This is a genomic window from Brachyspira pulli (assembly GCF_036997785.1).
Lineage (GTDB): Bacteria > Spirochaetota > Brachyspiria > Brachyspirales > Brachyspiraceae > Brachyspira > Brachyspira pulli.
On the sequence record NZ_JAWLQI010000007.1, the window covers coordinates 32,866 to 46,253 of the forward strand.

The window sequence follows — 13,388 nt, forward strand, 5'->3', positions numbered from 1 at the left end:
AAAAAATGACTAACAAAAAAGAGATAGGCAATCTAGGAGAGGACATTGCCTTGAAATATCTCGAGAATCTTGGTTTTACGCTTTTAGAAAGGAATTTTATAGCTAAAAAGACAAGAGGCGAGATAGATTTAGTAATGACAAAAGGAGTTGTTATTGTGTTTATAGAAGTTAAATATCGAAGACAGGGAAGTTTTGGATATGCAGCTTACTCAATATCAGAGCGTAAGAAAAAAAGGCTCTATGAGGCGGCTGAGGAATACTTAATTACAAAAGGATTAAGTTTAAATCAAAAATGTTTCTTTGGGGCAGTTTTAATAGACGATACCCATTACAAACGTGAAATATCTTTCATTGAAGATATATTTATTTAGAGGTATCGTATGAAGACAGCAGTAAAAATTAATCCTGAGAAAATTGACTTATACAAAAAAAAGCTGAAAGATAAAAAATATATTGATAAAGCAATAGAAAGATTAGCAGGTCACTTGATAAGTGCAGTAATAGATTAATTTAAAGGTTATTAATAGATTTGTATGAATATAATAGAACGCGGCAAAAATACTCTTTTATTAGAGAGTGAGAATCTTAAATATTTATCTGACAAGCTAGATAGTAATTTTGAAAATGCTGTAAAAGAGCTTTTTCAAATTAGAGGAAGAGTAATAACATCTGGAGTAGGTAAAAGCGGGCATATAGCTAGAAAAGCAGCTGCCACTTTTGCCTCTACAGGTACGCCTAGTTTCTTTGTAGACCCAAATGAATGTATGCATGGCGATTTTGGTATGATAACTAAAGATGATTGCTGCGTACTTTATTCTAAAGGTGGAGAATCGCGTGAAATCATAGAGCTTGTTAATTGGTTATGCAGACAAAATATTCCATACATAGCTATTACAAATGATCCTAAATCTACACTTTCTAAAAATGCTAAAATCACAATATTAACTTATGTTAAAGAGGAGGCTTGTCCTCTAAAATTAGCTCCTACTGTTAGTACTACAGCGTCTTTAGCTTTATCCGATGCATTAGCCACTGCATTAATGGAATTAAGAGGTTTTAAAGCTGAAGATTTTGCTATATTCCACCCAGGCGGAAGTTTGGGCAGACAATTGGCTAAAGTAAAATCTATAATGCATACTGATAACCTCCCTATCATAAATCTCACTACTACATTAAAAGAAGCATTATTCAAAATCATAGAATGTAAACTTGGTATTGCTATTGTTGTAGATGATAATGATACTCTAAAAGGTGTTATTGTTGACGGCGATTTAAAAAGATTACTCGTTAAAGATGATAATATAGCAAATATCTTAAATAAAGAAGTTAAAGATATAATGAATACTTCTCCTAAAGTCATTTATGAAGATACATTAATTGGTGAAGCCCTCCATACAATGGAAGGTAAAATCACAAATCTTATTGTTGTTGATAAAGAAAGTAGCAAACCTATTGGAATAGTTCATATCCATGATATTCTAAAAATCAAAGCATTTTAATAAATCAATAAAATTAATTGTAATTCCTATTTTTACAAAAATATATTGTAACGCACGTTTAATGCCTCTAAATATATAGCCTAAATTATATTTTTATATTACTCACATCTTTAATTTCGTTCACCGTGCGGTAAAAACATTAAAAATATAAATAATTCTAGGGCGGGCTTTCTATTTTCTAATAATCGCAATAAATGAACTCAAATATAAAGTAAGAAAATACTCAATAAAACTAATGGGCGGGATATGTAAAATAAGCAAAAAATATAATAGAATATTTTACTGCCGCAAAAAAAATAATTTAATTTTTTAATTATTTTAGAACTATATAAAAAAACTGACAGACATTAAAAAATATCTGCCAGTTATGATATCAAGAATTATAAAAAATTATTTTTCAATTCTAACTACAGGTTTGATTAAATCAGCAGGTTTATCTCTCATCATAAATAAAGCTTTTTCAAGATTTTCCCAACCATCAAATACATGAGAAACTAAGTGATGAACATTCAATTTTCCAGAAGAAACTAATGCACCAAGTTTTTCCATTCTGAGTCTTCCGCCAGGCATAAGTCCGCCAAGTATAGCTTTATGACCCATACCAACACCCCATTCAACTCTAGGAATTTGTATATAATCACCTTTACCTAAATAGTTAACGTTTCCGATTTTACCGCCAGCTTTTAAAGAACGAACTGCCTCAGCAAAAGTTTCAACTCCGCCGCCAGCAATAATAACTTTATCAACACCTTTTCCATTAGTCATTTTCAAAACTTGTTCATCTATAGGGCCATTTTTATAGCTTATAAATTCTTCAGCACCATATTTTTTAGCAGCTTCAACACAATTAGGTCTAGTACCAACAGCAATAATTCTAGCAGCTCCTCTTAAAGCAGCTCCAGCAACACCCATAAGTCCAACAGGTCCAATACCTATAACAAGTACGCTATCACCATATTGTACATCAGCTAATTCTGCTCCATGGAATCCAGTAGGAACCATATCAGAAAGCATACAAGCATCTACAGGATCAATATTGCTAGGTAAAAGAGCTAAGTTACCATCAGCATCATTTACATGGAATACTTCACCAAATACACCGTCTTTAAAGTTAGAGAATTTCCAACCAGCAAGCATACCGCCAGAGTGCATAGAATATCCAGCTTGAGCTTCTACACTGTTCCAATCAGGAGTAATAGCTGGTATTAAAACTTTATCACCAGGTTTAAAATCTTTAACTAAACTTCCTACTTCTACTACTTCTCCGCAAGCTTCATGACCTAAAATCATGTTATGTCTTTCACCTATAGCACCTTCCCATAATGTATGTACGTCAGAAGTACATATAGCAACAGCCAAAGGTTTTACAATGGCATCAGCAGGGCCGCAAACTGGTCTGTCTTTTTCTATCCAGCCTGATTCCCCTATTTTTAGCATAGCATATCCTTTCATATTTACACTCCTTTTGAGTTTTTATTTTTTATATAATATATAGTATATAATTATAATTGAAAAAGTCAAAAAAAGTAAAAATATTATAAAAAATAAATTTAAAATATTACTATATTTTATTATATATGCATAATTTAATGAATAAAATTATTTTTATTAATGTGACACAAAAGATATTACACTTCTATTAATTTAATGCCGTAAGTTTTTGATAATTCTTCATATTTTTTATTGGCTTTGGTATTATCACCAACAGCACTGCAGCAATTCATCATAACATTAATTTTTTTAGTAATATTCTTATCACCGGAATACATATCGCAAAGCTGATATACTGTTTCATAAAGACCCCAATCTTTAGATTCACCGCATATATATATTTCTTTGTAGTTTTTTAATTCATATATCCAAGCCATATCAAAAAATCTTGTTTCTGATGTTGTTACTTCAGGCCTTATAGCACCAACCATCTCTGTAAACCTTTCTGTACCTTTAATTATTTTATTGATATTGGTTCCTTTGGCACGCTCAAAAAATAGAAGCATATTATTAAGCTGTTTTTCTATAAGCCAGCCGTCAGTACCATGCAAACAATGATAAGGCCAAATTGTTAATTTATTCCCAGTTTCTTCTTCAAGTCTTTTAACGTATTCTATTTGCTCTTTTTTGAATAATGGTATTATTTCATGTTTATTGATTTTTTCTAAAGTAATTTCTGTAAAAGGTTCTACATCTTCACCATTAGGCTTTTTCCACATATATGGGTGAAATATAGAATCATAATAATGAGTATCCATACTTATATAAATACCGTATATATCCTCTAAATTCTCATATATAAAACGTATTATTTTTTGCACATCCTTTACAGCTCCCTTAACTGGCAAAGCCCCGCGTTTAGGATCTACAAAATCCCTTTGAATATCTATTATTACCAAACCTATTCCATTACTTTTATTATTGGAATTATTTCTCGCATAATTGCTTGCTAAAGAAAATATATCATATTGATTTATTGGATTTGCTTCCTTACCTATATGTTTTTCGCTTACTATTTTTTCGTATATATCTTGCATGCATCAATCCCCATTTTTTATACTGCTTCATTTTATTAAAGAACTGTCTTCATTAAAAATATATTCCGGAGAATAATAGAATGGCATCTTATCTATTCTATAAATTCCCCAAGTTTTCAAGCCAAATTTCAATTGATAAAGTACTTCTTTAGTTTCTTTGTTAACCTCCATTATTTGAGAATTATTCCCAAAATCAAGTAAAATATTTCCATTAGTTAAATAATCCACATCGGATATATAATGAGAATACAATTTGTCTGCTGTTTTGTATTCATAAATCTTTTCAGCCTTCCAATTACCATGAGAGCCTGTGATTTTATATTCTACATATCTTGAACCATTAGGATTTTCATCTTCATCACCTTGATTGTCAAACATAGCTATAACATTAGTTGATATTAAAAATAAAGCATGCTGACTTTTAGGGCCGTCTGTATTGCCGTCTCCTAATACTTTATAAGGATCAAATGATTTTAAGTCTTTTAAATATCTTCCATAAGGATTGTATGATTCCATAGTATCTAATGTATCATCAGCCATATACCAAATAAGTTCCCATTCACTGTAATCTACTGCCATAATAGCTAAACTTCTTACTGATAAATAAAGTATATCATTAGCTTCATCATAAACTAATGAATTACAATGTGCCCAATCCATAGGGAAATCTTTTTTTCTGCCTATACTGTAATATTTATTGTCCTTATCAAATATAAGTTTCTTTAAATACTCTTTTTCTGCCTCATCGCCACTTTCATTAACTATCTTCTTTATCAAATCGCCTACATATAAATCTCTTATCATATTGCTGTTGCTGTCTACTTCACAAATTCTATCCTCTACACCCCAAGCAGAATTGGCAAGCATTATATAATTACTATCTGATTTCTTTCTTATAACATCATGATGAACACCTATATACAATTTAGTAACATCAAGTTTGGCATTTCCAAGTAAATCACTTACTCCCATAGTATCATAAATTACTATATCATTATCTTCATCTATAACTTTTGCTATTTCATTAGTAAGATAAAAGTTAGAATAATTCACATATCTTAAATTTCCATTTCTGCTTACACCCATTAAAAAAAGACCTTTCCAGCTTTTATTTATAACTGGGCTTGCAAAATATATTTCTTCATTATTATCTTTTAAATTAGTAAAAACTCTCTCACCATTATCATTATAAAAATATACATTTTTCTCCTCTTCTAAATTTCTTATAACTCTGTTTGTAGCAGGAACATAAAGTCCGTCTATAAAAAGTTTATCAACTACTATATTAGTAGATATTCTATTAGTCCCATTAATTATATGAATGGTATTTGTATTTTCTGAATACATTCCATGAATTGCAAAATTTGATCCGTAATTTTTAGGATAAGTAAAAATTATATCATTATCCCCTAATCTGCCCTCTGTAATAACTGTAACAGGATAATTATTATTAGTATCCATTTTATATACCAATGATAATGGAGTCTGTCCATTTGGATTTAATACAAGCTCCCCTATTTTATCATCAGGCAATGGAACTTCAGTTTTGGAACATGAAAACAATATAATTAATATGCTTATAAACAAAACAACTTTTCTCATATATAAATACCATATAAATATAGAATTATGTTTATTCTAAATAATAATAGATTTTTATGCAACATCAAATTCAAATATAATACAAATTTTATATATTAAAAAATAATTTTATTTACACTCCCCACCCTATATCATTTTTGTTTTATTTTGAATTTCTATTTTTTATATACTTATTATTTAAATATAAAAAGTATGCCCCACCCAAGATTTTTTTAATTTATTATCTACACAACGCACGGTTAATAAAATTATATACTTAATTTTAATTATATTATTAATCAGTTCATATTTTAAATTTGTTCACCGTGCGGTAAATACACCATAAATCTAAACACCGCTTGGGCGGGCTTGCTTTTTCTTAAAAAATAAAAAACTTAATTAAACAAAAATTCTAAATAAAACTATATAGAATAAAGGGCGGGACTTATAAAAAAATATTAAATATAGTAATTTTATTTTTCTAATTGTATTATTATCTGTTTTAATAAAGCAAGTATTTGTAACATAAATGTAAATTTTATTATTTTTTTCTAATTTTGTATTGACATATTAAAATAAAGATACATAATATTAGCATGTGTTTTAAATACTTTAAGGGGGTATACAATATGACTATAAATAAAGTTTATTCAATATATTATAGCGGCACTGGAACTACTCAGAAAATAGTTTCCTTTGTAGGTGAACATATAGCTAAAGTATTAAATGTACCCTTTGAAAAATATAATTTCTCGCTTCCAAAAAATAGAGAAAAAGTATTGGAGTTTAAAGAAAATGAACTTGTAATATGCGGAAGCCCTACTTATGCAGGAAGAATACCAAATGTTATGCTTCCTTTCTATAAGAATAATATTAAAGCTTCAGGAGCATTAGCTGTACCTATTGTTTTATTTGGAAATAGAAATTTTGATGATTCTTTAATAGAGTTAAGAAACACTTTAGAAGAAAACGGATTTAGAACTATAGCAGGTGCTGCTTTTATTGGAGAGCATGCTTTCTCATATACACTTGCTGCTAAAAGACCAGATGAAAGCGATATGCAAAAAGCTCTATTATTTGCTGATAAAGTTGCAGAAAAAATAAAAAATAATAATGATATTCCTTCAGAACCAATACAAGTAAAAGGAAATGATCCTATAAGACCTTATTATATACCTAGAGATGAACATGAGCATGCTATTGATATATTAAAAGTAAAACCAAAAGTAGATACATCTAAATGTACTAATTGTAAAACATGTGCACATGTATGTCCTCTTGCCTCAATAGACTTTGATGATATAACTAAATATGTAGGCAAATGTATAAAATGCGGAGCTTGTATAAAGAAATGCCCTGAACATTGCAGATATTATGATGATGAAGGTTTCTTATACCATCAGCATGATCTTGAAAAACAATTTGAAAGAAGGGCTGAACCTGAGCTATTTTACTAATATTCAATAAATATAAAACTTACTATGATTATAATATATTAATGAAAAAAACCCAATGAATAGCATTTCATTGGGCTTTTTTATTATTATCATTTTATCATTCTTCTGATGAATCGCTATCTTCTTCTTCTATATTTCCGGAAGCCTCTCTAAGAACCTGCTTTATGGCATCAAATATTTCTCTTGCTTTAGCCTTACTAATTTCTGAAGTTTTTGTCTTTTTAGTTATAGATGCTCTTTTTAATATCATATCACCATATACATTACCTATACCGCTTAATATTAGAGGATTTTTTATTAATTTCTCTACTGTAGTGTCATTATCTGCTAAAAGCTGACAAAATAGATTATAATTAAATTGTTTTGTAAGAGGGTCATAACCTATTTGAGGCATTGTAGTGGAGTCTTTCCATATAGGAATTATTTTTGTTATTTCTTCATTATCTTTACTGTCATCTACTACAAAGAAGTTGCCATGATCAGTTTCTAATTTTAATATGCTGTTTTCATAGGTATCATCTTCAGTAAGTACAAAAGAACCATTAGGACCTAAATCTACAAGCATAGCATCTTGTGAGAATTGGAAATGCATATATCCGCCATATCTTAATACATCTATAATCTTTTGCCCTTCAACATCTTCCATTTCTTTATATTGTTTATCTATAGCTACTATTTTATTTATGTAAGAATAGCAAATTTCACCTTTAATAGAATTTATTAAATTAATTAAATTGGGTAATTCTTTCATCTACGATTGTCCTATTATAATATTATGTTTACTTGCTATTTTAGCATGAAAGAAAAAAAAATCAAATTTATAATTACTATGTATAATTACAAATTTGATTTTTACACATTTAAAATATTATAATAAAACTATATTTTTATCTTGTTTTTAAATAATTATCAAAATACTCTATAGTTTTCTTTAAGCCTTCTTCCAATTTATAATTAGGCTGCCAATTAAGTTTTTCTTTAGCTAAAGTTATATTAGGCTGTCTTTTTACTGGGTCATCTTTAGGAAGTTCTTTGAATATAATTTCAGATTTAGAATTAGTCATATTTATAATTTTTTGAGCGAACTCTAAAACAGTCATTTCTGCAGGATTACCTAAATTAACAGGCCCTATAAAATTTTCACTATTCATCATTCTTATAGCACCATCAATTAAATCATCGCAATAACAGAAACTTCTAGTCTGACTTCCATCTCCATAAACAGTTATAGGTAAATTCTGCAAAGCTTGAACAATAAAATTAGAAACCACTCTTCCATCATTTTCATTCATTCTAGGACCATAAGTATTAAATATTCTTATAATTTTTATATCTGTTTTATATTGTCTATGATAATCCATCATTAAAGTTTCAGCACTTCTTTTGCCTTCATCATAACAGCTTCTCACACCATTAGGATTAACATGTCCCCAATAGCTCTCATCTTGAGGGTGCTCTAAAGGATCTCCATAAACTTCACTTGTAGAAGCTTGAAGTATTCTTGCATTGCAATCTCTAGCTAAATCAAGCATATTAATAATACCTAAAACATTTGTTTTTAAAGTTGCTACAGGATTTTTTTGATAATGTATAGGTGATGCCGGACAAGCAAAATTATATATTTCATCACATTCTATATGTATTGGTTCTGTAATATCATGTCTAATACTTTCAAAGTTCCTATAGTCAATTAAATGTTTGATATTATCTTTTGAAGCGGTATAAAAGTTATCAACAGAAATTACATAGTTTCCTTCTTTTAACAATCTTTCACATAAATGAGAGCCTAAAAATCCAGCTCCTCCTGTTACAATAATTCTTTTCATAAAATTATCCTTTTAGTTATATTGTTTATATATATTTTATATAATAAATATTTATTAGAATCTAGCACTTAAATAAGGCATAGGATTTTTATGATCTCCCGCAACCCTTATTTCAAAATGGCAGTGTATTCCTGTAGTACGTCCGGTATTTCCAATCAATGCTATTCTTTCGCCTCTCTTAACTTTCTCCCCATAATCAACTAAAAGTTTAGAATTATGTCCGTAAGCAGTTTGAAAGCCATTGGCATGAGTAATTAATAAAAACCAACCATATCCATTTCTCCAGCCTGAAAAAGTAACTACTCCGTCAGCAACAGCAAGTATAGGAGTTCCATAAGGGCCCGCAATATCTACACCATAGTGATAGCTTTTCTCCTCTTGATTGAATGGAGAAACTCTAGCACCAAAACCGCTTGATATTCTTCCGCCTCCTGCAACCGGCCAGCCTAAAGGTATTTCTTTATGTATTTTTGGAGATACTTCCATAAATGCTAAAACATTTTTTTGATATGAATCTACTTCATTAAGCATTTTATTAATGTTAGTAGCTTCCACATAATTTACATTATTATTAAATGTACCATTATCATTATAATCTATTGTATAAGATATACTTTTCATAGCATTATTATAGTTTACTAATGCTTTTGAAAATCTATTCAATGAATTTTTATAATCTTCTATTAAGGTATAAGTTTTAGCTTCTCTTGCTGATAATGTATTATAAAATATTCTAGCCTGTTTTTGTCTGTCATAAGCATCATATCCAGTATAAACTAAAGATGCAAATACTAAAACTAAAAACATTATCATGAAATTATTTATAGGAAGTCTTACAGCATGTTCCTCATCATTATAAAATATTAATATACTTCTTTCATGATTTCCTTTTCTCATTACAGCATCTACAATAGATTTAAAGAAATGTCTTATACCATAAGTGGCATTATATATTTTCTGAAAGAATCTTTTAGTTCTATTGAATTTTATTTTTGCCTTAGGGGCTTTATATCTTGAAGGCTTTATTTTAACAGCTTTTTTATAACTAATATCAAAATGAGAAGGAGAAGAAGCAGTAGGAGCAGATGTATTTTTAAAATTACTTACAAACTGTTTAGCAAGGCCTTTAACATCTTTAGAAGTTTCTTCTAAATAATACTTATCCAATTGAGTATTGGATTTCTTTTCTGTTGTACTATCATCTGTAATTAAAATAATATACCTCCTTAAAAATCAAAAAGCCCTTTTTCTTCATTATTATAATTATCGTCATACCTAGAAGAAAGATTTAAATATGAATAGGCCTTATTAGTTGCCACCCTTCCCTTTGGTGTTCTCTTCACAAATCCGCATTGTATTAAATATGGCTCTATAACATCTTCTATAGTTTCTATCTGTTCGGATAAAGATACAGATAAAGTATCTACTCCGACAGGCCCGCCATTATAATGCTTAATGATTGTATTTAAATAAAGTTTATCTAATGCCTCAAATCCATTCTTATCTATACCTAATTTTTCCAAAGAATCGGAGGCAAATTTATCGTCTATTTTTAAAACATCATGCACTGTAGCAAAGTCAAAAACACGTCTTAAAAGCCTATTAACTATTCTAGGAGTTCCCCTTGATCTTGAAGCTATAGAAATTGCCGCATCATCTGTGATATCAATATTTAAAAATTTAGAACTTCTTTTCACAATATTAGCTAAATCTTCATTAGTATAGAATTCAAGTCTTTCTACTATTCCAAATCTGTCATAAAGAGGAGTACTTAATAAACCGCTTCTAGTTGTTGCCCCTATCAAAGTAAAATGAGGAAGTTTCACTCTAAAACTTTTAGCAGATGTTCCCTCTCCTACTTTTATATCAACAAAGAAATCTTCCATTGCTGAATAAAGTACTTCTTCAACTACGGTTCTTAATCTGTGAATCTCATCTATAAATAATATATCTTTTTCACCTAATGTTGTTAATATAGAAGCCAAATCACCGGGACGCTCTATTATAGGTGCTGATGTTGCTTTTATATTACTGCCCATTTCATTTGCTATTATTTGTGCCAATGTAGTTTTTCCAAGTCCGGGAGGGCCGTAAAATAATATATGATCCAAAGAAACATCTCTTTTCTTAGCACTGCTTATAAAAACCTTTAATTTTGATTTTATATTGCTTTGCCCTAAAAAATCATCAAAACCTTTTGGTCTTATAGAATTATTATTTTCTTCCTTATCAAAAGAGTTTTCTTCAGCATTTACTATACTTTCTTTATCCATAAATTTTTTATATATAATTTTTTGTTATCTTAAAATAGGACACTATTATATACTAAAAAATATTAAATACAATTATTACAATAAAGTAATTTTTTTATTATATTTTTATCATCTGAAAAATTCGTTTAACAGATTATATTATGGACAATTTTTAACAACAATACTAATTAAACATTGTATATTAACACATACTATTGTATAATACGAAAATATACCATTATAAAAATTTTATAATCAATATTTGGAGAAATCTTATGAATATGCTAAATAGTTTACAATTTAAAATAAGTATGATAATACTTGTTCCATTTTTTATCATGCTTATGATATCAGGAACTATCAATATTTTATCTGTTAGTAATGTTACAAAAAAGCTATCATATAAAGTACTTGAAGAAAGTGCCAAAGGAGAAGCAGCAAAAGTTGAATCTCTTGTTCAGGAGGCTCTTGATAGTTTAAATACATTTAAATATACTGTAGATAATTTATATAGATCAGGCAATAGAAACAGAGATACATACAAAGCTACAACAATGGATTTCTTCAGCACATTACCAGAAGGTACAGGAGCTTTATTCTTAGTATTTGAACCAAATATTATGGGAAATGATTATGATTATACTAATGACCCTAATTATTCAGAGGCTGGAGGTATGTTTTCCGATTATGTATATAGAAATGGAGCTTCTATTGAGGCTAGAGGCATGACTTCAACAGAATTAAAAAGTGATTATTATACTGCTCCTATAAGTTCCGGAAATACACATATTACATCTATTTATGATTTTGAAGTTGCAGGAAAAATGGTAAAAATGAATACTTGGTCTATACCATTAAAATATAATGGAAAAACTATAGGTGTTGCAGGAGTAGATATTTTTATCAGTTCATTGGCTCCAATAATGGATAATATAAAACCTTTTGAAAATACTTTAACATCTTTATTCGATCATAATGGATCTTTACTATATAATGCAGAAAATGAATCTTATGTAGGTAAAAATGTTTATGATGCTTATCCATATTATAAAGACAATGATCTATTAAATAAAATTAAAGCAGGTCAAACAGTAATATTTGAAGATTACAGTGCCACATTAAAAACTATGTCTACATATATATTTGTACCTATAAAACTTCAAACTGGTCAAAATTGGGGAATGAAAATATTTGTTCCTAATTATATAATACTTAAAGACAGCAATAATATAAGAAATATGATGATTATAGTATCAATAGCTATATTATTAATAGTATTTATAATCACACCTTTCATCATAAAAACTAGAGTTGTTATTATAATAAAATTATTGGCTCAAGATTTAACAAAATTATCACAAGGAGATATATCTTGGTCAACACCTCCAGGATTTACAAGCAGAAAAGATGAATGGGGTATCATAGCCAATGCTGTTCAAAATACTTTAGATAATTTAAATAATGTAATGAATACTGTAAAACAATCTTCAATATCAGTTGAAAATGCTGCTAATGAGGTACTTGCCGGAAATAATGATTTATCAAATAGAACAGAAATGCAGGCCTCAAGTTTGGAAGAAACAGCATCTACTATGGCTGAAATGGCTAATAATGTAAAACTTGCCGTTGCTGATATAGATAATGGTACCGAAATAGTTATGAAGTCAAAAGAATATACTGAAAAAGCAAGCCAGATAATAGAAGAAAGTGTTTCAAAAATGGACGATGTATATGAAGCAAGTTCTAAAATTATGGATATTACTAAATTAATAGAATCTATTGCTTTTCAAACTAATATACTTGCTCTTAATGCCTCTGTAGAAGCAGCAAGAGCAGGAGATCAAGGCAGAGGATTTGCTGTTGTTGCTTCTGAAGTTAGAAACCTAGCACAGAATACTCAGGAATCTGTAAAAAATATTACTGCATTAATTGCTGACAGTAATGATAAAATTAATATAGCAGCTGCAAGTGTTAAAGAATCAAAAGATACATTCTTAAAAATATCTGAAAGTATGGATCACGCCGCTACTCTAATGCAAAAAATTAATTCGGTTGCAAAAGACGAAGAAATTGGAATAGGACAAATTAATATAACTATAAATCAAATGGATACTTCTGTTCAGCAGAATGCCAGCTTAGTTGAAGAAGCTACTTCTTCTTCTCAATTACTTCTTAATGAAGCTAAAAATTTAAATAAATTGATAGAGTTCTTTAAATTAAAAGATAATTAAAAAATAAAAAAATT

12 protein-coding genes are annotated in these 13,388 nt (G+C 28.9%); 5 read left to right on the top strand and 7 right to left on the bottom strand.

The window, feature by feature from the left end; all coding sequences use genetic code 11:
• Positions 1-5 precede the first annotated feature (5 nt).
• Genes R4K56_RS03005 through R4K56_RS03015 form a run of 3 tightly spaced genes read left to right on the top strand, consistent with a single transcriptional unit; the run spans position 6 to position 1,499 of the window.
• A complete protein-coding gene (locus R4K56_RS03005; RefSeq protein ID WP_335772034.1) occupies positions 6-371 on the top strand; it encodes a YraN family protein in 366 nt (121 codons plus the stop codon).
• Positions 372-380: 9 nt separating this feature from the next.
• Positions 381-509 carry a hypothetical protein gene (locus R4K56_RS03010; protein WP_297296696.1) on the top strand — a complete coding sequence of 43 codons (129 nt, stop codon included), beginning with the start codon at positions 381-383 and terminating at the stop codon, positions 507-509.
• Between the two features lie 24 nt (positions 510-533).
• Positions 534-1,499: a KpsF/GutQ family sugar-phosphate isomerase gene (locus R4K56_RS03015; RefSeq protein ID WP_335772035.1), complete on the top strand. Its 966-nt coding sequence runs from the start codon at positions 534-536 to the stop codon at positions 1,497-1,499.
• Between the two features lie 390 nt (positions 1,500-1,889).
• Here the strand turns inward: R4K56_RS03015 and R4K56_RS03020 are convergent, their stop codons facing one another.
• The 3 genes from R4K56_RS03020 to R4K56_RS03030 form a co-directional block, all read right to left on the bottom strand.
• Positions 1,890-2,951, bottom strand: coding sequence for an NAD(P)-dependent alcohol dehydrogenase (locus R4K56_RS03020; protein ID WP_297296692.1), 1,062 nt, complete (start codon positions 2,949-2,951; stop codon positions 1,890-1,892).
• A 176-nt stretch (positions 2,952-3,127) separates the two neighbouring features.
• Positions 3,128-4,027, bottom strand: a complete 900-nt coding sequence (locus R4K56_RS03025; RefSeq protein WP_335757539.1) for a nicotinamidase — start codon at positions 4,025-4,027, stop codon at positions 3,128-3,130.
• A gap of 27 nt (positions 4,028-4,054) precedes the next feature.
• Positions 4,055-5,629, bottom strand: a complete 1,575-nt coding sequence (locus R4K56_RS03030) for an aryl-sulfate sulfotransferase (RefSeq protein WP_335772036.1) — start codon at positions 5,627-5,629, stop codon at positions 4,055-4,057.
• 608 nt (positions 5,630-6,237) lie between these two features.
• Here R4K56_RS03030 and R4K56_RS03035 point away from each other — a divergent pair.
• A complete protein-coding gene (locus tag R4K56_RS03035; protein WP_335772037.1) occupies positions 6,238-7,065 on the top strand; it encodes an EFR1 family ferrodoxin in 828 nt (275 codons plus the stop codon).
• A 97-nt stretch (positions 7,066-7,162) separates the two neighbouring features.
• Here R4K56_RS03035 and R4K56_RS03040 read toward each other — a convergent pair whose 3' ends face one another.
• The 4 genes from R4K56_RS03040 to ruvB all read right to left on the bottom strand — a co-directional run bounded on the left by R4K56_RS03040 (position 7,163) and on the right by ruvB (position 11,164).
• Positions 7,163-7,816, bottom strand: coding sequence for an Fpg/Nei family DNA glycosylase (locus tag R4K56_RS03040; RefSeq protein WP_335772038.1), 654 nt, complete (start codon positions 7,814-7,816; stop codon positions 7,163-7,165).
• Positions 7,817-7,952: 136 nt separating this feature from the next.
• On the bottom strand, positions 7,953-8,891 hold the full coding sequence (locus R4K56_RS03045; protein ID WP_335772039.1) for a UDP-glucuronic acid decarboxylase family protein: 939 nt from the start codon (positions 8,889-8,891) through the stop codon (positions 7,953-7,955).
• Positions 8,892-8,945: 54 nt separating this feature from the next.
• A complete protein-coding gene (locus tag R4K56_RS03050) occupies positions 8,946-10,058 on the bottom strand; it encodes a M23 family metallopeptidase (protein ID WP_335772040.1) in 1,113 nt (370 codons plus the stop codon).
• Positions 10,059-10,117: 59 nt separating this feature from the next.
• Positions 10,118-11,164 (bottom strand): Holliday junction branch migration DNA helicase RuvB, encoded by a 1,047-nt coding sequence (gene ruvB, locus R4K56_RS03055; protein WP_335757148.1) that lies wholly within the window; start codon positions 11,162-11,164, stop codon positions 10,118-10,120.
• 254 nt (positions 11,165-11,418) lie between these two features.
• Here ruvB and R4K56_RS03060 point away from each other — a divergent pair, with 254 nt between their 5' ends.
• The gene (locus R4K56_RS03060) at positions 11,419-13,374 is read left to right on the top strand and encodes a methyl-accepting chemotaxis protein (RefSeq protein WP_335772041.1); all 1,956 of its coding nucleotides are present in this window, start codon (positions 11,419-11,421) and stop codon (positions 13,372-13,374) included.
• Positions 13,375-13,388 lie beyond the last annotated feature (14 nt).

Excerpts from the sequence above, each read along its gene's own strand:
- R4K56_RS03060 (WP_335772041.1), top strand. The coding sequence starts at position 11,419 with ATGAATATGCTAAATAGTTTACAATTTAAAATAAGTATGATAATACTT.
- R4K56_RS03020 (WP_297296692.1), bottom strand. The coding sequence starts at position 2,951 with ATGAAAGGATATGCTATGCTAAAAATAGGGGAATCAGGCTGGATAGAA.
- R4K56_RS03025 (WP_335757539.1), bottom strand. The coding sequence starts at position 4,027 with ATGCAAGATATATACGAAAAAATAGTAAGCGAAAAACATATAGGTAAG.
- ruvB (WP_335757148.1), bottom strand. The coding sequence starts at position 11,164 with ATGGATAAAGAAAGTATAGTAAATGCTGAAGAAAACTCTTTTGATAAG.
- R4K56_RS03010 (WP_297296696.1), top strand. The coding sequence starts at position 381 with ATGAAGACAGCAGTAAAAATTAATCCTGAGAAAATTGACTTATACAAA.
- R4K56_RS03030 (WP_335772036.1), bottom strand. The coding sequence starts at position 5,629 with ATGAGAAAAGTTGTTTTGTTTATAAGCATATTAATTATATTGTTTTCA.
- R4K56_RS03005 (WP_335772034.1), top strand. The coding sequence starts at position 6 with ATGACTAACAAAAAAGAGATAGGCAATCTAGGAGAGGACATTGCCTTG.
- R4K56_RS03040 (WP_335772038.1), bottom strand. The coding sequence starts at position 7,816 with ATGAAAGAATTACCCAATTTAATTAATTTAATAAATTCTATTAAAGGT.
- R4K56_RS03045 (WP_335772039.1), bottom strand. The coding sequence starts at position 8,891 with ATGAAAAGAATTATTGTAACAGGAGGAGCTGGATTTTTAGGCTCTCAT.
- R4K56_RS03035 (WP_335772037.1), top strand. The coding sequence starts at position 6,238 with ATGACTATAAATAAAGTTTATTCAATATATTATAGCGGCACTGGAACT.
- R4K56_RS03015 (WP_335772035.1), top strand. The coding sequence starts at position 534 with ATGAATATAATAGAACGCGGCAAAAATACTCTTTTATTAGAGAGTGAG.